At 34.1% G+C, this 19,698-nt stretch carries 22 protein-coding genes, 2 pseudogenes and 1 riboswitch; of the genes and pseudogenes, 20 read left to right on the top strand and 4 right to left on the bottom strand.

Annotation, left to right across the window (positions count from 1 at the left end; translation table 11 throughout):
- Window positions 1–20: 20 nt before the first annotated feature.
- The 6 genes from aroF (at window position 21) to BUB32_RS07815 (ending at window position 6,201) form a co-directional block, all read left to right on the top strand.
- Entirely contained in the window at window positions 21–1,037 is a 1,017-nt protein-coding gene (gene aroF, locus BUB32_RS07840; protein ID WP_072968914.1) for a 3-deoxy-7-phosphoheptulonate synthase, read from the top strand.
- Window positions 1,034–1,876 carry a prephenate dehydrogenase gene (locus tag BUB32_RS07835; RefSeq protein ID WP_072968913.1) on the top strand — a complete coding sequence of 281 codons (843 nt, stop codon included), beginning with the start codon at window positions 1,034–1,036 and terminating at the stop codon, window positions 1,874–1,876. The genes aroF and BUB32_RS07835 overlap by 4 nt, the downstream gene beginning before the upstream one ends.
- A 9-nt stretch (window positions 1,877–1,885) precedes the next feature.
- A complete protein-coding gene (aroA, locus tag BUB32_RS07830; RefSeq protein ID WP_072968912.1) occupies window positions 1,886–3,157 on the top strand; it encodes a 3-phosphoshikimate 1-carboxyvinyltransferase in 1,272 nt (423 codons plus the stop codon).
- Window positions 3,158–3,175: 18 nt separating this feature from the next.
- Window positions 3,176–3,865, top strand: coding sequence for a response regulator transcription factor (locus tag BUB32_RS07825; RefSeq protein ID WP_072968911.1), 690 nt, complete (start codon window positions 3,176–3,178; stop codon window positions 3,863–3,865).
- A complete protein-coding gene (locus tag BUB32_RS07820) occupies window positions 3,855–5,237 on the top strand; it encodes a sensor histidine kinase (RefSeq protein WP_072968910.1) in 1,383 nt (460 codons plus the stop codon). The genes BUB32_RS07825 and BUB32_RS07820 overlap by 11 nt, the downstream gene beginning before the upstream one ends.
- Window positions 5,238–5,271: 34 nt before the next feature.
- Window positions 5,272–5,398: riboswitch (cyclic di-AMP (ydaO/yuaA leader) on the top strand.
- Entirely contained in the window at window positions 5,398–6,201 is an 804-nt protein-coding gene (locus BUB32_RS07815; RefSeq protein WP_072968909.1) for a cell wall hydrolase, read from the top strand. (Overlaps the previous riboswitch by 1 nt.)
- A gap of 53 nt (window positions 6,202–6,254) precedes the next feature.
- Here BUB32_RS07815 and BUB32_RS07810 read toward each other — a convergent pair whose 3' ends face one another.
- The gene (locus tag BUB32_RS07810; protein ID WP_072968908.1) at window positions 6,255–6,815 is read right to left on the bottom strand and encodes a TMEM165/GDT1 family protein; all 561 of its coding nucleotides are present in this window, start codon (window positions 6,813–6,815) and stop codon (window positions 6,255–6,257) included.
- Between the two features lie 239 nt (window positions 6,816–7,054).
- A pseudogene (locus BUB32_RS13415) lies at window positions 7,055–7,129 on the bottom strand (SHOCT domain-containing protein); the annotation flags it as partial.
- Window positions 7,130–7,324: 195 nt separating this feature from the next.
- Between BUB32_RS13415 and BUB32_RS12965 the strand changes: the two are divergent.
- From BUB32_RS12965 to BUB32_RS07745, 14 genes and pseudogenes are all read left to right on the top strand, one after another.
- Window positions 7,325–7,471: a hypothetical protein gene (locus BUB32_RS12965; RefSeq protein WP_200773864.1), complete on the top strand. Its 147-nt coding sequence runs from the start codon at window positions 7,325–7,327 to the stop codon at window positions 7,469–7,471.
- Window positions 7,464–7,750: pseudogene (locus BUB32_RS07805) on the top strand (sensor histidine kinase); the annotation flags it as partial. The gene BUB32_RS12965 and the pseudogene BUB32_RS07805, both read left to right, overlap by 8 nt.
- Window positions 7,751–7,909: 159 nt before the next feature.
- Entirely contained in the window at window positions 7,910–8,635 is a 726-nt protein-coding gene (locus BUB32_RS07800) for a creatininase family protein (RefSeq protein ID WP_072968907.1), read from the top strand.
- Between the two features lie 263 nt (window positions 8,636–8,898).
- On the top strand, window positions 8,899–9,270 hold the full coding sequence (locus BUB32_RS07795; protein ID WP_072968906.1) for a transcriptional regulator GutM: 372 nt from the start codon (window positions 8,899–8,901) through the stop codon (window positions 9,268–9,270).
- Between the two features lie 153 nt (window positions 9,271–9,423).
- Window positions 9,424–9,951, top strand: a complete 528-nt coding sequence (gene srlA, locus BUB32_RS07790) for a PTS glucitol/sorbitol transporter subunit IIC (RefSeq protein WP_072968905.1) — start codon at window positions 9,424–9,426, stop codon at window positions 9,949–9,951.
- 13 nt (window positions 9,952–9,964) lie between these two features.
- Window positions 9,965–10,957 (top strand): PTS glucitol/sorbitol transporter subunit IIB, encoded by a 993-nt coding sequence (srlE, locus tag BUB32_RS07785; RefSeq protein WP_072968904.1) that lies wholly within the window; start codon window positions 9,965–9,967, stop codon window positions 10,955–10,957.
- A gap of 150 nt (window positions 10,958–11,107) precedes the next feature.
- Entirely contained in the window at window positions 11,108–11,473 is a 366-nt protein-coding gene (locus tag BUB32_RS07780; protein ID WP_072968903.1) for a PTS glucitol/sorbitol transporter subunit IIA, read from the top strand.
- Window position 11,474: 1 nt separating this feature from the next.
- Window positions 11,475–12,767, top strand: coding sequence for an NAD(P)H-dependent oxidoreductase (locus BUB32_RS07775; protein ID WP_072968902.1), 1,293 nt, complete (start codon window positions 11,475–11,477; stop codon window positions 12,765–12,767).
- A gap of 122 nt (window positions 12,768–12,889) precedes the next feature.
- On the top strand, window positions 12,890–13,849 hold the full coding sequence (gene pdhA, locus BUB32_RS07770) for a pyruvate dehydrogenase (acetyl-transferring) E1 component subunit alpha (protein ID WP_072968901.1): 960 nt from the start codon (window positions 12,890–12,892) through the stop codon (window positions 13,847–13,849).
- A 13-nt stretch (window positions 13,850–13,862) separates the two neighbouring features.
- A complete protein-coding gene (locus BUB32_RS07765) occupies window positions 13,863–14,840 on the top strand; it encodes an alpha-ketoacid dehydrogenase subunit beta (RefSeq protein WP_072968900.1) in 978 nt (325 codons plus the stop codon).
- A 10-nt stretch (window positions 14,841–14,850) separates the two neighbouring features.
- Complete coding sequence (locus BUB32_RS07760) at window positions 14,851–16,074, top strand: dihydrolipoamide acetyltransferase family protein (RefSeq protein ID WP_072968977.1); 1,224 nt, start codon at window positions 14,851–14,853, stop codon at window positions 16,072–16,074.
- Between the two features lie 28 nt (window positions 16,075–16,102).
- Window positions 16,103–16,432, top strand: coding sequence for a bh protein (locus BUB32_RS07755; protein WP_072968899.1), 330 nt, complete (start codon window positions 16,103–16,105; stop codon window positions 16,430–16,432).
- A 20-nt stretch (window positions 16,433–16,452) separates the two neighbouring features.
- Complete coding sequence (locus BUB32_RS07750) at window positions 16,453–17,301, top strand: class II fructose-bisphosphate aldolase (RefSeq protein ID WP_072968898.1); 849 nt, start codon at window positions 16,453–16,455, stop codon at window positions 17,299–17,301.
- 23 nt (window positions 17,302–17,324) lie between these two features.
- The gene (locus BUB32_RS07745) at window positions 17,325–18,377 is read left to right on the top strand and encodes a zinc-dependent dehydrogenase (RefSeq protein WP_072968897.1); all 1,053 of its coding nucleotides are present in this window, start codon (window positions 17,325–17,327) and stop codon (window positions 18,375–18,377) included.
- A 77-nt stretch (window positions 18,378–18,454) separates the two neighbouring features.
- Here BUB32_RS07745 and BUB32_RS07740 read toward each other — a convergent pair whose 3' ends face one another.
- Window positions 18,455–19,396: a sugar-binding transcriptional regulator gene (locus BUB32_RS07740; protein WP_072968896.1), complete on the bottom strand. Its 942-nt coding sequence runs from the start codon at window positions 19,394–19,396 to the stop codon at window positions 18,455–18,457.
- Window positions 19,397–19,575: 179 nt separating this feature from the next.
- A partial coding sequence (locus BUB32_RS07735) for a UPF0236 family protein (RefSeq protein WP_143152797.1) occupies window positions 19,576–19,698 on the bottom strand: 123 nt, incomplete at its 5' end.

The following is a 19,698-nucleotide window of genomic DNA, read 5'->3' as shown; positions in this document are numbered from 1 at the left end:
GTAGAATGGAGGAATTGAAAATGGTAATTGTTATGAATATTGATGCCACTGATAAGCAAATCTCTGATATTACAAATCTTTTAACATCTCTTGGTTTAGGTTACCACATTTCAAAAGGTGAAGAAAAAATAGTCATAGGTGTTATAGGTGATAAGAAAAAATTAGAAGGTAAGGCTGTAGAAATGATGGAGGGAGTAGAAAAAGTCATTCCTATTGTGGAGCCTTACAAACTTGCTAGTAAGATATTTAAACCAGAGCCAACTGTGGTAAAAGTAGAAGACACCGAAATTGGTGGAAGCAACATAGTTATAATGGCGGGCCCTTGCGCGGTAGAAAGCAGAGAACAACTCTTTGAAAGTGCTATGGCTGTTAAAAAAGCGGGAGCTCAATTTTTAAGAGGAGGGGCATTTAAACCGAGAACATCACCTTACTCCTTCCAAGGCCTTGAAGAAGAAGGCTTAAAGATGCTAAAAGAAGCCAAAGAACTTACTGGACTTAAGATTGTTACAGAAGTTATGGATGTCCATTCAGTTGAACTAGTGGCGGAATACGCTGATGTTATACAAATAGGTACAAGAAATATGCAAAATTTTCCATTACTTAAAGCAGTAGGTAGAATCAACAAGCCTGTTTTATTAAAGAGAGGACTTGCGGCAACATTAGAAGAGTGGTTAAGTGCTGCGGAGTATATCCTAAGCGAGGGTAATAAAGACGTCATCCTTTGTGAAAGAGGGATAAGGACGTTTGAAACTTATACGCGAAATACTTTGGATTTAAGTGCAGTCCCAGCCATAAAAAAGTTGAGCCATTTGCCTATAGTTGTTGATCCCAGTCACGGGACTGGGAAATGGCACCTTGTAGCTCCTATGGCTAAAGCCGCTATAGCAGCAGGAGCCGATGGCCTCATTATTGAGGTACATCCAGACCCTAAAAATGCATTATCCGATGGGGCTCAATCCCTTACTCCTGAAAATTTTGAGACTTTGTGTGATGACATAAAGGTTATCGCTAAAGCAGTAGGGCGTGATTTTGTATGATAAAAAATGCGGTTATCGTAGGATTGGGTCTTATAGGGGGATCAATGGCAAAAGCATTAAAAAAATACACAGATATAGACATTATTGGTGTTGATATAAATAGAGATAGTTTACAAAAAGCATTAGAAGAGGGAGTAATTTCTTATGGTGTGACACACCTTGATTTTCAAGTAGATGCTGATGTGGTTTTTATATGCACGCCTGTTGGAAAAATTGTTGAAAAGACTAAAAATATACTTCCTTATTTAAAGAAAGGTTGCATTGTAACTGATGTTGGAAGTACAAAAAAAGTTATAATGGAAGAAGTGCAAAAATTTTTGCCCGATGAAATTTTTTTCATCGGGGGCCATCCTATGGCTGGCACAGAGAAGGCAGGTTATGATAACGCTGAGGCAGATTTATTTGTTAACTCTAATTATTTATTGATTCCTTTTGATAATGTAAAAGAAGATGTTTTAGGTTTATTTATAAATGAAGTAATAATAAAAATAGGTGCAAAACCGGTAATAATGGATTATAATAAACACGATGCCATTGTCGGAATAATAAGTCATGTACCTCATATTCTTTCTGCTACCCTTACGAATTTTGCTCATGATAAATGCAGTGAAGCATTTAAATACGCAGCTGGTGGGTTTAAAGATACTACGCGAATTGCCTTGTCTCAGACTGAAATATGGAAAGACATAATTTGTACAAACAAAAAAGTTATTTTGGAGTTACTAAAAAATTACAGGGAAGTCCTAAGTGACTTTATTTGTTACTTAGAAAATGACGATATTGACACCATACAAAAGTTTCTTGAAGATGCAAGAAAATATCGAAACACTATAACTTGAGGTGTTGTTATGGATATTGAAGTTAAAAAGAAAAGATTTTTAAAAGGTATTATCTCAGTCCCTGGAGACAAGTCAATATCCCATAGGGCTGTAATGATTGGGTCAATTGCAGAAGGGATTACAGAAATTGAAAATTTTCTTTTAGGAGAAGATTGTATATCTACTATTAATTGTATGAAGAATTTGGGAGTTGACATTGAATTAAAAGAGACAAATGTTAAAGTTCATGGAAAAGGGCTTTATTTAAATAAAAGCGAAAAAATCCTTGATGTAGGAAATTCGGGTACTACCATTCGGCTTTTGATGGGTATTCTCGCTGGTCAAAAGTTTGAGACAACGCTTACAGGTGATGATTCTATAAAGAGACGCCCTATGGGAAGAGTGATAACTCCTCTTAGTATGATGGGAGCGGAAATAGTCGCGAAAGAAGGAAATTTTGTACCTCTTACGGTTTTTGGAAACAAACTTAAAGGCATATATTACAAAATGCCAATTGCCAGTGCACAGGTTAAGTCCAGCATAATGCTGGCAAGCCTTTACGCTGATGATAAAACGACTATTGAAGAGCCCTACCCTTCAAGGAATCACACGGAACTCATGTTTAGTTCTTTTGGTGCTAAAGTGGATGTAAATGGCACAAAAATAACTTGTTACCCTGGTTACAAATTACATGGGCAGAGAGTTATTGTACCAGGGGATATATCGTCAGCAGCATATTTTATTGTTGCTGCAACTCTCGTCCCAAATTCGGAGGTTACTATAAAAAATGTAAATGTAAATCTTACAAGAACTGGTATTATCGATGTGATAAAAGAGATGGGAGGAGACATTGTCTTAACAAATGAAAGAACTATAAACAATGAAAAAGTAGCGGATATAACAGTTAAGACTTCAAGGCTAAAAGGAATTGAAATTGGAGGAAGTCTTATTCCAAGGCTTATTGATGAAATTCCAGTAATAGCAGTTGCAGCAGTCTTCGCAGAAGGGAAAACAGTGATAAAAGATGCCGAGGAGTTAAAAGTAAAAGAAAGCAATAGAATAAATACAATCACTTCAGAATTAAAGAAAATGGGAGCAAAAATTTTTGAAACAGAAGATGGGATGATTATAGAAGGGACGGGTTTTTTAAGAGGAAATACAGTGGAAAGTTACAACGACCACAGGATTGCCATGTCTTTATGGGTTGCTGGACTTATAGCAGAAGGAGAAACTAAGATAAAAAATGCTGAATGTGTAAATATTTCATATCCAGATTTTTATAAAACCTTTGATATGCTATAATATCATTGGTGATGAATGATGAAAGAAAAGATACTTATCATAGAGGATGAAAAGCACATAGCCCGTTTTTTACAATTGGAGTTTGAACATGAAGGATATACTGTCACTGTGACTTACGATGGACCTTCTGGCTTAAAGGAGGCATTAGAAGGAGATTATGACCTTGTGCTTTTGGACATAATGCTTCCGGGAATTGATGGATTTGAAGTTTTAAAAAAAATAAGAGAACATTCTGACATACCTGTTATAATGCTTACTGCCAAGTACGAAGTAAAAGACAAAGTGGAAGGACTTGACATTGGAGCTGATGACTATGTGACAAAACCCTTTTCTATAGAAGAGCTTTTTGCAAGAGTGAGGGCTGCTTTGAGAAAGAAAAAGCCGCATCTTAAAAAAGATGTGTTAAGATATAGCGACATCACTATGGATTTGACAACTCATGAAGTAAGAAGAGCGGGTATAAAAATTGAACTTACAAAGAAAGAATTTGACCTTTTAGAGTTTTTAATTAAAAATGCGAATATAGCTTTGACAAGGGAAAAAATCCTTGAGTGCGTGTGGGGCTATGATTATTATGGAGATACTAACATAGTGGATGTATATATAAGGTATTTGAGGAGCAAAATTGACGACCCTTTTGACCTGAAGTTAATCCACACCATAAGAGGAGTGGGGTACACTTTGAAGGAGGATAAAGATGAAGATTAAGTTGTGGCCCCGCCGTATAACTTTAAGGATAGCTCTTCTTTATTCTGTAGTTTTTTCAGTAATACTGGTTGTGCTTAATGCTTCTGTGCTTTACGGCTTAAAATATTATTTAATATACCAAGCAATGGACCAAGTAACAAGCCAGGCAGAGGCTATAAAAAGTAAACTGGGGGAAATAAAAGGAGACGTCAAATTATCTGAAAAAGATTTGATTTTTTCAAGCATACCACATGAAAATATTTATACAAAAATATTTGATGAAAAAGGGAATGTCATTTATTCTTCTAAAAGATTAGAAAAAATTAATATTCCTCACGATGTAAATATAGATATTCCTATTAAAATTGACAAATATGATAAGGATTTGACTTACATCAATACCATTTTTAAAAGCGACGATAAAGTCTTCTACATCCAAGTGATAAAGGACATGGAAAATGAATATTTGTTTTTGAAACTACTTTTTATTTTGATGTTTTTTGCGGATGCGGCAGGAATTTTTGTGTCCTTTATTGCAGGATATTTCGTTACGAAGAAGGCTTTAAGACCTGTGGATTATATGACAAAAGAAGTAAGAGAGATAGATGCCTATGGGTTAAATAAAAGACTTAAAATATATGGAGAAGACGATGAACTTACAAGATTAGCAAAAACCTTTAATGACATGCTGGATAGGTTGGAAGATTCTTTTAAAAGGCAGAACATGTTTGTCTCAGATGCTTCTCACGAACTTAGAACCCCAATTTCTGTAATAAAAGGGTATATTGACATGTTGGATAGATGGGGAAAAGATGACAAGGCTGTATTGCAAGAGGCCATAGAGGCGATTAAAAAAGAGACGTTAGACATGGAACATCTCATCGAAAGACTCCTTCTGTTGGCAAAAGGAGACAATAAATCGATAAAGTTAAATAAGGAAGAGTTTAATTTAAAGGATGTAATAAAAGAAGTTGCAGAGGAAATAAAAATGTTAAATGAAAACAAAAATATAGTTGTGAAAGGGCAAAATGATATAAATATAACGGCTGACAAAAAACTCATTAAAGAGCTTATAAGGATATTTTTAGACAATGCAGCAAAATACACTTCTTCAGATGGCAATATAGAAATTGAAATGGGGAAAGATAATTCAAAAGCCTATATAAAAATTAAAGATGATGGCATAGGCATACCACAAGAAGATATTCCACATATTTTTGATAGGTTTTACAGGGTAGATAAAGCGAGAGCTAAAGAGACAGGTGGTGCAGGGTTGGGATTAGCTATTGCTAAATGGATTATCGAAGAACACAGAGGAAGTGTTATTGTAAAAAGTGAATTAGGGAAAGGCAGTGAATTTACCATAACATTACCTATCTTTCCACCAGTTTAATATGGACACAAGTTAAATATCCGGCTATAATTTAGTTAAAAATATGCCGAATCCCCGATAAGGGGTACGGGGGAACTAAATTGGGGTGAATCCACTTTTGTGGTAGGGTGTCCCTAACCCGAACCCGTCAACTAACCTCGGAGGCAAAAGGGGGAACAACATGTTTAATATTCGCATCAAGGTCAAACCTCTCATCGTATCAATTATAGCCGGATTGTTTATTTCCCAATCAGTATTTGCCGCAACTTACACAGTTAAACCCGGCGATACCTTATGGGGTATAAGTCAAAAATACGGAACTACCTATACTAAGCTGATGTCTTTAAACGGCCTTCAAAGTACAATAATATATCCAGGGCAAGTTTTACAAGTGCCGGGTAGTGATAACACATATGTTGTCCAAAAAGGTGACAGCTTGTACTTAATTGCTTTAAAATACGGCATTACTGTTGATATGCTCAAATCTGCAAACGGATACAAAAGCGACATAATATATCCTGGACAAGTCTTTATTATACCTCGTGATACTTCTTCTAATAGGACATATCAGGATGTCAGCAGAGGTTCTATTGAAAGGGGTGTAATACCCTACACAAAAGAGGAATTTGACCTCCTTGCGCGACTTGTTACCGCGGAAGCAGATGGAGAACCATACCAGGCTAAAGTAGCAGTTGCGGCCGTAGTAATAAACAGAGTTAAAAGTGGTATTTTCCCTAATACTATAAAAGACGTGATATATCAAGTCGATGCATACGGAAATTACCAATTTACTCCTGTGTTAAATGGGTGGATAAATAGACCTGCCTCAGCTGACGCTATAAGTGCAGCAAGAGATGCGTTAAGTGGTGTTGACCCAACAAACGGAGCATTGTATTATTTTGACCAAAGTTCTACTAATGCGTGGTTGTGGTCACTTCCTATAGCGGCAAGAATAGGCAATATGGTTTTCTGTTACGGCAGGTAAAACTTCCGATGAGAGGGCCAAAAACGGGTACAATTTAAGTACCCGTTTTTGGCTTAGAAAAACAATTTATACAAAGTAGAAAGGCCAAAGGCGATGAATATGAAAGAAGATAGATATTTTAAGTATTGAGAGGGAATTTTTTTATTGAAATAGATACCTACAATTATTCCTAATATATCTGCTAAAAATATCCCAAGCATAGTACCTATTAATATGTACAGAGGACTGTTGTATGATGCAGTCAAAGCTATAGCAGCCAATTGCGTTTTGTCTCCAAATTCTGATAGTACATATGTACTTATAATAGTTGCAACAGGACTGTATTTTGAATTTTTTATTTTTTCCTGTTTTGTTTCTTCCTCTATTAAAGTTGAAATTCCAAAAAACAAAAATAATAAAGCAGCTGAAAATTTTATATAAAAAATGGGAATGTATTCGGTGATATACGAACCAAATATCACAGCAATACCATTGTTTATCAAGGCTGCGATAAATATACTTATAAGAACAGTCCTTACTTTAAAAAGAGTAGCAAAGGCCATTGACATGAGCTGTGACTTATCTCCCATCTCAGAAGTAAAGATAAGGATAAATGATGTGACAAGTGCCTCCATTTTATTGCCTCCCCAACTATTATATTTCCTCTATAAATAAATTAAGACCTTTACATAATATGTAAAACATATTATGTAAAGGTCTCGTTCTTTAAGGTAAAGCCAGGGTTTCCCGATATGTTGACTTTACCACATATAAGCTATGCGAACTACTCCCCTCTACTCAATATATTGTAAAAAATTTATCATAAAATGTCAATAGGAGCAATGTAAACAGCAATAATGCCAAATTATTTAGCTTATTTTTTTAACATTTTAACTATTCCTGTATACTCGTCTGAAGTAATTTCACCGCGAGCGTACCTTAACTTGGCTTATGAAAATAGTTTGATAAACTTCTTTTAATATATTATACATCACAGTTCGCAAAAATCTAATCGCCTACTTTTGGAAATTATTTTAATTAAACTGTATTTATTTTCTCTTCATATTTTTTTCAAAAGTAAGTTTTAAAATAAAGTTGAAAGCAAGTTAACAATTTTTCGATAAATAGAAAGGAGTTGAAAAGTATGGGTTTTATATTAATCTTGGCAATTGGCTTTTATTTGTACAAAACAGGTGACCTGCAAAGAATGATTAATAATTTAAATGCAAACAAAGTGGATGAAGCAAAGAAAATACTTGATATACGCTTAGCCAAGGGAGAAATCAAATAAATATACTCCTGTAGGTGCAAAATAAAAATAGACTTTTATAAAGATGGCGATTATGCAGTATTTATTGTAGAAGATAATGGAATGGGCATATCAAAAGATGATATTCCTTTTATTTTTGAAAGGTTTTACAGAGGAGAAAAATCAAGAAATCGTGAAACAGGTGGAAGTGGAATAGGGCTTTCGATTGCAAAAGCCATAGTACTAGCCCATGGAGGCAAAATGAACGTTGAAAGCGAGATAAATAAAGGGAGTAAGTTTACTGTTAAAATTCTCCTATAAAAACTGGTTCATAAGTTTTTCATAATGGCGGTGTATAATTATTTTTGAAAGGAAGAAAGGAGGAAAAATATTATGATGAGAATGATGTAGGTATATTTAAATTTGATTTGAATTATGATACCCTTAATTTGTAATAATCAAAATAGGGAGAGGAGTTACATGTATTTAATAAACTATGCTTCTGATGACTTTCAAAAAAACTTGCAAAAATCAGATATAGTTATAATTCCTGTAGGCTCTGTTGAGGCTCATGGACATCACCTTCCTTTGGGAACTGATATTTTTTCGCCTAGACTTTTTTGTGAGATGATTGAAAGAAAAATTGGCGATTATGTGTGGATTGCACCTGAAATACCATATGGGCAAAGTTACGACTTATCTGTCTACCCTGGCACAATTCATGTGCCTTCAGAAGTATTAGCGGAGTACGTGTATGCAGTGGGTAAAAGCTTATATGAAAATGGACTTAAAAAACTTATTTTTTTAAACGGACATGGGGGAAACATAAATGCTCTCAATCTTGCCAGTGAAAAGCTAGTCCAGCTTGGAATGGTAGTTTTAACAATAAATTGGTGGCTGGACTTTACAAAGGAAATACTTACTATCACACAAGGTCAAGGCCATGCAGGAGAAGATGAAACATCTGCCATTTTATATTACGATGAAAGACTTGTTCAAATGGATAAAGCGACAAAAAATTTAAAAAAGCCTCTTTATAGGGTTTACTTTAAAGACAGAGGAAAAGTACTTTATGAAAATGCCATGTCTGGAGATGCTACTCTTGCAACAAAAGAAAAGGGTGAAAAAATTTTCGAATTATTGACAGATAAAATTATAAAGATAATCTTCGATATCCGTGAAGGAAAATATTTTGTAGAGGAATAAGGTATACGTAAAATAGTCCCAATACACAAAAAAAGGTGTGTATTGGGACTATTTTTATATCTATTTTTGATTGAAGATTATAAAAAAAGTTGCAACTCGAAAAATAATAATTAGCAAATGTTTAAAATCTAATTGTTAAATAAAAAACAATTTAAAGAAATATTTAAAATGTATTGACAATTTTAGAGCTCGTTTGATATAATGAAATAAACTGAACAAATGAAATTTAAAATATCAAATGTTCAATAAAGAGGTTGGTTGATATGGATTTCAAGAATATTCTTTTGGTAATAGGGATATTGTGGATTATTCAGAGTATATTTACTTATTTTCAAATAAAAAATTATCATGAAGTTAGTAATAAATTAGCCACTAAAGGGAAACTGGTCGTTGGTACTAAGAAAGGATATTTTTCCAGTGGAGCGATTCTAATAATGGCTGTTGATAGTAACTATAAAATAATAGATTGTATGGTTTTAAATGGAATAACAGTATTAGCTCGGTTTAGAAGACTTGAGGAATTAATTAACAAAAATCTTTTGGATGAAACTAATAAAATGTTGTTGAGTAACCCTATTAAACAAGCATATGAAAAAGCTATTGCAAATATTTCAATTCTCAATGAAAAGGATTAAGTTTAAATGGTGCTTTGTTAAAAATTATTTGTAAACAATTATTTTAATTATTGACACAAAAATAATGTTAGAAAGGAGGGATAAAGATTACAAAAAACCAGAAAAATAATATTATTATAAAAATTAACTAAGTGTAAAAAGGAGTGTTGAAAGATGAGTTATCTTGCTGATTTTGCACAAGCTTTTATAGGTGTGTTTCAAGAAGGAGGGAAAACATTTGTTGGACTGCTGACAGGTATAATACCTACTCTTGTTACTTTAATGACAGCGGTCAATGCTTTAATAATGTTTATTGGTGAAGAAAGAGTTAATAGCTGGGGAATGTCGTTGGGTAAGTATGCAATTCTAAGATATACTGTGATGCCAATAGTAGCAGTCTTTTTCTTAACTAATCCTATGGCGTATACTTTTGGTAGATTTTTACCTGAAAAATATAAACCTGCATTTTATGACGCTGCTGTTTCATTTGTACATCCTATTACAGGCTTGTTTCCACATGCTAATCCAGCAGAACTGTTTGTATACCTAGGAATAGCACATGGTGTTGAAAAATTGGGATTACCTATAGGAGGATTAGCAATAAGATATTTTTTAGTTGGTGTAATCGTTATTTTCATACGCGGTATTGTTACAGAAAAATTAACACTACGATTGGCAAAACAACAAGGTATTGAATTATAAGGGGGTGTGAAGTATGTATAGAGCGGTTATTATTAAAAAAGGCAGCAATGGGTGGGGAGGACCTTTAATAATTAAACCTACTGAAAAGAAAAATAAAATAGCTTCTATTACAGGAGGAGGCATTCATCCTATTGCGCAACGAATTGCTGAACTTACGGGAGGTGTAGCAATAGATGGCTTTAGAAATCCGGTACCAGAAGATGAAATATGTTGTGTAGTAATTGACTGTGGTGGTACTGCAAGAGCAGGTGTATATCCTAAGAAAAGAATTCCCACAATAAATTTAACTCCCGTTGGACCTACTGGACCTCTTGCCGACTATATTGTAGAAGATATTTATGTTTCTGGAGTCCGAGAAAATGATATTTCTTTAGCAGATGAAAGCGAGAATAATATTTCGAATATTCAGATTATCTCAGATGAATCCAAAAAAGAGACTTTTACTCCAAAACCAGAAATAAAACACAATGGTTTGCCAAAAGGGAATATACTTGAGCGATTTGGAAGAGCAATGGGCGGAGTTGTAGGTACTTTGTATCAAGCTGGAAGAAAAACAATTGATCAATTGTTAAGAAATATAATACCTTTTATGGCTTTTGTTGCTACTATAATTGGAATAATAAATGCTACTGGAATAGGAAAAGCATTAGCAAATTTAATAGCTCCTCTTGCTAACAATATAGTGGGATTATTGATTATTTCTATAATTGCAGGTTTCCCATTACTTTCACCTTTGTTAGGGCCAGGTGCTGTAATTGCTCAAGTAATTGGGGTGTTATTAGGAGTAGAAATTGGAAAAGGTACAATTCCTCCACAGTTTGCTTTACCGGCTCTATTTGCAATAGATCCACAAGTTGGATGTGACTTTATACCTGTAGGGTTGAGTTTAGGGGAAGCTAAACCGGAAACTAATTCTATTGGTGTAAGTGCTATTCTAATATCAAGATTATTTACAGGTCCCATTGCGGTATTAATTGCTTATTTGTTTAGCTTTGGTTTATATTAAAGAAAATAGAAATAATAGGGCAGAATACTCTGCTCTATTATTTCTCATTTTTAGAAATTGTATTTGACAGAGAAAAATTGAAGGGGTATAATTTAGTTGAACAAACTTTCTTTAATAGAACAATTGTTCAAATCACAGAGGAGGGAGCAAATGGTAATATACGAAACCAAAATTACAAAAATAGGAGTACAAGCTCAAGAGTTAGCACAAATAGGTTTAGCTATAATTTTTAATGAAGATGCGCCACCGGAACTTGCGGAAATTTCTTTTTTGCATACTATTGAAGAGCTAAAAGGAGAAGTGGAAAGAGGAGACTTCTTGGTAATTGATGGGCAGTTATTTGAAATTGAAGAAGTAGGTTCAGAAGTTAATAAAAATCTTCAGCTGCTTGGACATTGTACTCTAAAATTCGAAAATGTTACTTCTCTGCTACCTGGTGATATACGATTAAAGGGTGTTTTACCGAATATAAAAATAGGTACAATATTAAAAATTTATAGAAAGGATGGAAATTAATATGTTAAATTTGAATTATCACTTAGAAAAATTAGAATCAGAAGGAAAGTTTATTAACATTGGACTTGTTGGAGCAGGGCAAATGGGTAGAGGTATGGTAAGTCAAATGTTTTTAATGAAGGGTATAAAAGCTTGTATAGTTTCAGATATTATATTAGAAAATGCAATAAATGCTTATATATTAGCTGGAATTAAAGAAGAAGATATAAAAGTAGCAGACGATATAAAAGAAGCACAAAGATTTATCGAACATGGATATTTTGTTGTAACAAAATATGCAGAAATTGTTACCTCTACTCCTAGCGTGGATGTAGTAATAGAAGCTACTGGTGTTCCAGAAGTAGGTGCGAGAGTAGCTTATAGTGCTGTTCTTAATCGAAAACATATTGTAATGCTTAATGTTGAAACTGATGTAACTATAGGTCCCATTCTTAAAAAGATGGCTGATAGTGCGGGAGTAGTTTATACTGTCTCAGCAGGCGATGAACCTGGTGCTGTAAAAGAGTTATATGATTTTGCAGATGGGCTAGGATTTGAAGTTCTTGTAATAGGAAAGGGAAAAAATAATCCTGTTGATAGGCATGCAATTCCCGATTCGCAAATAGAACGTGCTCAAAAAGAAAAAGCAAATCCTAAAATGCTTACATCTTTTGTAGATGGCACAAAAACAATGGTAGAAATGACATGTGTGTCTAATGCTACTGGTTTTTTACCAGATGTAAGAGGTATGCATGGTGTAAATGGAAAATGGGAGAATTTAGTTGATATACTTAAGTTGACAAAAGAGGGAGGAGTTTTAAATTCTTATAAAGTGGTTGAATATGTAAATGGAGTTGCTCCTGGGGTTTTTGTAATAGTAAGGACTTCTCTGGAAGCTATCAATGAAGAATTGCGATATTTAAAAATGGGAGAAGGTCCTAATTATCTTCTTTATAGACCTTACCATCTTACAAGCATAGAAACTCCAATTTCTGCAGTTCGTGCTTACATTTATCATGAGCATACTATTGCTCCTAAAGGAAAACCATTTTCAGAAACAGTTGCTGTTGCTAAAAGAGATCTAAAAGAAGGAGAATTTTTAGATGGTATAGGCATGTATACTATTTATGGTTTAATAGAAAAATATGAAAGTGCAAAAGTTATAAATGCTTTACCAATAGGATTAGTTAATAAAAATACAAAGGTTAAGCGAAACATAAAGAAAGACGAAATAATAACTTATGATGATGTAGAATTAGATAATAATTCTATAGTAGTTCAATTGCGTAAGTTACAAGATTCTTTACTTGGGTAACAAATTTATCAATTTCTCAATAAGCTTCATTAATTCATCAACACGGGAGACAAAGTCTTATAATTCATATGCATAGCACCTGAAGAAGGGAACACAAAAAGGGAAAAAGGAGGTTTTAACCTATGGAACTATCAAAAGAAAAATTGCTATGGATGTATCAAAAGATGGTAGAAATAAGGCAATTTGAATTAAAAGTAGACGAACTTTTCAAGAAAAATATGATATGGGGGACATGCCATCTATACGTAGGAGAAGAAGCAACGGCGGTAGGAGCATGTGCAGCTTTAAACCCAGATGACTATATAACAAGTACTCATAGAGGACACGGACATACAATCGCAAAGGGAGCAGACCTTAAAAAAATGATGGCAGAACTATTAGGCAAAGAGACAGGCTACTGCAAAGGAAGAGGAGGCTCCATGCATATAGTAGATGTTTCTACTGGTAATTTAGGAGCCAATGGAATAGTAGCGGGAGGAATACCAATAGCAACAGGAGCCGCTTTAGCATCAAAATTGAAAAAGGACAACAAAGTCACCATTTGCTTTTTTGGAGATGGGGCAGCAAACGAAGGAGTGTTTCACGAATCGCTAAACATGGCGGGTTTATGGAAACTTCCAGTTGTGTATATATGCGAAAACAACCTTTATGGAATGTCAAATCCAGTATCTAAATCCACAGCAGTAAAAGATATAGCCCAAAGAGCAGAGTCCTACAACATGCCTGGTGTAATAGTAGATGGCAATGACATAGTAGAAGTATACAAAGCAGTAAAAGAGGCGGTAGATAGAGCAAGAAGAGGTGAAGGGGCTACACTAATAGAGAGCAAAACATACAGATGGTTAGGCCATTCCAAGAGCGATCCAAGGGTTTATAGGACAAGAGAAGAGGAAGAAGAATGGAAGAAAAAAGACCCAATAAAGAGATTTGAAAAATACCTCGAAGAAACCACAGATATAACAAAAGATGAGCTGGAAGAGATAAACAAAAAAGTAGAGCAGGAAATAGAAGAAGCGTATCAATTTGCAATAAATAGTCCTGATCCACGAATAGAAGACCTAGCAAAATATGTTTATGCATAAGGAGGGAGAAACAATGACAGAAAAGCTCTATATAGATGCATTAGCAGAAGCCATAAGAGAAGAATTTGACAGAGATCCTAATGTCTTTATGATGGGAGAAGATATTGGGATATACGGAGGAGCTTTTGGTGTTACCAAAGGAATGTATGAAAAATACAAAGACAAGCTAATAGAAACCCCAATATCTGAAGCAGGAATAGTAGGGGCAGCGGTAGGTGCGGCACTAGTAGGAATGCGACCAATAGTAGAAATAATGTTTTCGGATTTTTTAACTTTTCCTATGGAATGGATAGTAAACCAAGCGGCTAAACTGAGGTACATGACAGGAGGTCAATTAAAAGTACCGATGGTAATAAGGACACCTATGGGTTCAGGTACGGGGGCAGCAGCCCAACACTCTCAAAGTTTTCCTGCAATATTTGCACATATTCCAGGGTTGAAAGTAGTAATGCCAGCAACACCTTATGACGTAAAAGGGATGCTGAAAGCAGCTGTAAGAGATGATAATCCAGTACTATTTTTCGAGCATAAACTCTTATACTGGACAAAAGGAGAAGTGCCAGAAGAGGACTACATTGTACCCATAGGGAAAGCCGAAGTAAAAAGAGAAGGAAAAGACATAACCATAATAGCTGGGTCTATAACAGTTCCAAGGTCTTTGGAAGCGGCAGAAGAACTCAAAACCTATGGAATAGACGCAGAAGTCATAGACATAAAAAGTCTGTCTCCATTGGATGAAGAAACAATAGTTAAATCAGCAATAAAGACAGGTAAAATACTAATAGTAGAAGATGACAACAAAAATTACGGTTGGGGAGCAGAAGTATTATCAAAATTAGTAGAAAGTGAAGCCTTTGACTATTTAGATTATCCAATACAAAGATTAGCAGGTAAAAATGTACCAATACCCTACAACCCACAATTAGAAAGAGCGGCTGTACCTCAAACAGAATATATAGTACAGAAAGTAAGAAGCATATTTGATAAATAGAGGTGATACAATGGCAAACATAGTCACAATGCCCAAACTAGGAATGACAATGACAAGTGGCAAAATAACAAAATGGTTAAAGAATGAAGGGGAACGAGTAGCACAGGGAGAACCGCTTTTAGAAATAGAAACAGATAAAGTCACAATGGAAGAAGAAGCCTCCTTCAGTGGAGTTCTTTTAAAAATACTTGCAAAAGAAGGAGAAACAGTGCAAGTAAACCAGCCAATAGCAATAATAGGACAACAAGGCGAAAACATAGAAGACCTATTAAAACAATCAAACGTTGTAGAAGAACAAAAAGAGCCTCAACAAAAAGAAGCAGTAGAAGCCAAAGAACCTATCTTAGAACAACAGCAAACCTTAAAACCTACAAAACCAAGAGCAACCCCTGTAGCAAGGAAAATAGCAAAAGAACACGGAATAGACCTAACACAAATAAAAGGAAGTGGACCTTCTGGCAGGATTCAGAGAAAAGATGTAGAAGAATACCTTAAAAACTTACAACAAAGAAAGCTACCAACTCAAGAAGAACCAAAGTCTCAACCAGTTTCCTATACAAAAACAATATTGCTTACAGGCATGAGGGGAATAATTGCAGATAAGATGCAGAAAAGCATGAATATTGCGCCTCACTATTATGTGACAATGGAGATAAATATGGAAGAAGTTTTAAAACTGAGAGAGACTCTAAGCGAAAAAGTACAAAACGCAAAAATATCCATAAACACCTTTATAATAAAAGCTGTAGCTTTAGCAATAAAAAAATATCCTATAATAAACTCCTTTGTGGATAATGACCAAATAATTTTAAAAGACCAAATAAACATAGGACTTGCTGTAGCATTAGAAGAAGGGTTAATAGTTCCAGTGATAAGAGAAGCTGACAAAAAAGGTTTAAGCGAAATAGCATATGAAGAAAGGCAACTTATAGAAAAAGCAAGAGAAGGAAAACTCACCCCAGACGAATACAGTGGTGGCAGTTTTACAATATCAAATCTTGGAATGTTTGATGTAACAAGATTTACGGCAATAATAAACCAACCGGAAGTGGCAATACTTGCTGTAGGCAAAATAAAAGACATGCCGATGGTACAAAACGGACAAATTGAAATAAAGCCAATAATGGAAGTGACATTGTCATCAGACCATAGAGTAATAGATGGAGCTTTAGCAGCAAAATTTTTAAAGAGAATAAAAGAAATATTAGAAGACCCACTACAACTTATGCTATAATTATGAAAAAAATTAGGAAGTGATAGACATGTACACTTATATGAAAGGGATGCTTTATTGCCTTCACTGCAATGAGGAGACAGAACATACTATAACTTATGAAGGAGATACAATAAAAAGAATTAAATGTGAGAAATGTGGTACAGAATTGGAAATAAATGAAGAGAGTGCAAAGAAAAATTTTACGGAGGAATTCATAGAAAGGATATTAACTAAGCCCCAAAGGATGACAGAAGAACTCCAAAAAGATATTACTGATTTTCTCTTTTCTTTACCTGCAAGGATAATTACGAAACCTTATAGATTATTGGGAGAAGTTAAAGACATTGCTAAGTCTAAAAAGAAGAATGAAGAATAAGTAAAGAGAGGATTGATAAAATGCTTGTTAATTTACGAGAAATTCTAGCAGAGACGCGCAAAAATAAATATGCAGTTCCTGCGTTTGATGTTAATGACTTAACTACTTTTAAAGCGGTTGCAGAAACAGCAGAAGAATTAAGATCTCCAATTATTGTAATGATTTTGGATACGGATGTGAAAGATGGGTACTTACGTTATATTGTTCCGATGATAAAAGAAGTGGCGGCGCATTCTAGAATTCCAATTTGTTTGCATTTAGATCATGGGCCTGATATAGAAACTGTGATAAAATATGTTTCTTTAGGATTTAATTCGGTAATGATAGATGCTTCTACACTTCCTTTAGAGAAAAATATTGAAATTACACGCCAAGTTGTTAAACTCGCACATTCTGCTGGAATAACTGTAGAAGCTGAATTAGGCCATGTTGGTGTTGGACTTTCAGACAGCGAAGAAACTATAATGAGTTTTTTGACAATTCCCAAAGAAGTTGATAAGTTTGTAAAAGAGACACAGGTCGATGCTTTGGCTGTAGCAATAGGGACGGCACATGGGCTTTATAAAGGAGACCCTCATTTAGATATTCCTAGATTAAAAGAAATAGCAAAGATTACAGAAACTCCGTTGGTGCTTCATGGTGGTTCATATACTCCTGAAGAACAGGTTAAAGAGGCAATTATTACAGGAATATCAAAAGTAAATATTGCAACAGAGTTACGAGTCGCTTTTATAAAAGGAATAAAAGAAACTATTGCTACAGCTAATGAATATGTAGCTCTTTCTGAAATATTCGAAAAACCATTGTTATTTATGAAAGAATTAGTAAAAAGTAAAATAGAATTATGTGGTAGCTCGAATAGAGCCTAAAAAATAAAAAGGATTGATGGATTATGAAAGCTCTGAGATTATATGGTCCTAATGATTTAAGGTATGAAGATATACCTATTCCTGAAATTAAAGAAGGAGAACTTCTAGTGAAAATTCATTCCTGCGCTATATGCGGAAGTGATTTGAGAAATGTCAAAGCCGGGGGTTCTTCTCATGGCATGACATTACCAAGGGTTTTAGGACATGAAGCAGCAGGAGAAATAGTAAAAATTGGACAAGGAGTACATGATTTTAAAATAGGAGATCGTGTATTATTATCTGTTACAGTGCCCTGTGGAAAATGCGATTATTGCTTGAAAGGTATTACGAACCTTTGTGATAACAAAACGGCTTTATCATATCAATATGACGGATGTTTTGCTGAGTATGTAGCAGTTCCTTCTCAATTGGTGAAAACAGGAGGAGTTATACCGATACCTGATAATGTGAATTATGATGCTGCTGCTATTGTAGAACCTATTTCTTGCGTTTTAAATGGTCAAGAATTATCTCAAGTAGGTTTGAATGATACAGTAGTTATAATAGGAGCTGGTCCTGTAGGAGTATTTCATGCTATTATAGCAAGAATTTTGGGGGCAGCTGAAGTAATAATTTCTGAAATTTTGGAAGATAGAATAGAAATAGTTAAACAGCTAAATATAGCAGATAGAGTAATAAACCCTCAAAAGGAAGATTTTATAAGTAATGTATTAAAAGTAACAAAGGGACAAGGTGCTGATGTTGTGATTGTGGCAGCTCCTTCACGAGAAGCCCAAGAACAAGCATTATTAGTTGCTAAAAAGCGAGGACGTATAAATTTTTTTGGAGGGCTTTCAAAAGGCAATTCCTATATTTCCATTGACAGCAATCTCATTCACTATAAAGAACTCTTTGTACATGGAACATCTGATTCAACTGTAATTCATATGAAAAAAGTATTAAAATTAATTAAAGATGGCAGAATTAATACATCAAAACTTATAACAACAACCTTCAATATCTCAGAGTATAAAGAAGCCTTTGAATTTGCTTCTAGTGGTAAGGCATTGAAAGTAATTATAAAACCAGTAAACTAACACATAAAGATAAGCAAAAGGAATTCCATTTAAGTATACGAATTTCCTTTTGCTTATCTTTTTAAATTAAAAGAAATTTAATCTTTTAGTAATTCTTCGGCTGTTACAGTATCAGTAACTAAAATATTTATATAACCACCTTTTAAAGCACTTTTAATAGCCTGAATTTTATTTTTACCACCGGCTACTCCTACTACACGTTTAATTTGCTTTAATTGTTCCAGAGAAATACCTATTATTCTGTTGTTAATTTCTGCTCTTTCACATATATTGCCATTAATATCGAAAAATCTAGAGCAAATATCACCAATTGCACCTTCCCTATTAAGTTCATTTATTTCATTTTCTCCGAAATAGCCACTTTCTAAAATAGTAGAAGTATTTATTGGTCCTCCAATTCCGACAATTGCAACATCTGCCTTAGCAGCGATTTCCAAAGATTTTTTTACCATACTATCAGACAAAATACTTTTTTTTACTTCTAGATTTTCAACGATTGCTGGGGCATGAAGTAATTGCCATTTAGCACCAAATGCTTTTGCAAATTCTATTGCAATATTATTCGCTTGTATTTCATAAGGAGCTTGTCCTAATCCAGCTACAAGGGGTACAAACAAGCACGTATTTAATTTTTTATTTATCTTAATAAATTGGGGGATTAATGCAATAGTAGTACCCCATGAGACTCCTATTATGTCCCCATTTTTAATAATTCTCACTAATAATTCTGCTGCTGCTTTGCCCAATTCTTTTTTTAAGAGTTCATTTTCTTCTGTCTTGTATTCTACAATTTTAACTTCTTGTAATTTATACTTTTTTTCGATTTCTTTTTCCATAGATGTCAAATCATTGTTTGTATTTATTTTGATTTCAACAATTCCAATTTCCAAAGCTTTTTTTAATAAACGTGAAACTTTCGGGCGAGATATTCCTAATCTAGCTGAAATTTCCTGTTCCGTTAATTTTTCATTGTAATATAAAAGCGCTACTTTTATTAGTAAACGAATATTTTCTTCCATAATAAACCTCCAAAAATGTTCATAAAATATATCAATTGTTCAATTACAAATTAATTGTAAATGCTTTTAATTATTATGTCAAGTGAAGAAGAATAAATGATAGTGTCAAGATACTGTAGGATTTTTTTAAGACAACCCCTGAAACTTAGTTAATTTAATACTTCAACTTATCATGCTTTTTATATGACTTGCGCATATTTTAATGCTCTTAAAACCCTATATATTGGTGTTACTTTCCCTATATTCAAAACTGTAATATTATTTATCTTTTCATTTGTAGACGTTTTAATTCTCCTTACCGC

This window comes from Thermoanaerobacter uzonensis DSM 18761 (assembly GCF_900129115.1).
Taxonomy (GTDB): Bacteria; Bacillota; Thermoanaerobacteria; order Thermoanaerobacterales; family Thermoanaerobacteraceae; genus Thermoanaerobacter; species Thermoanaerobacter uzonensis.
This window is presented reverse-complemented; position numbering and strand designations above follow the sequence as displayed.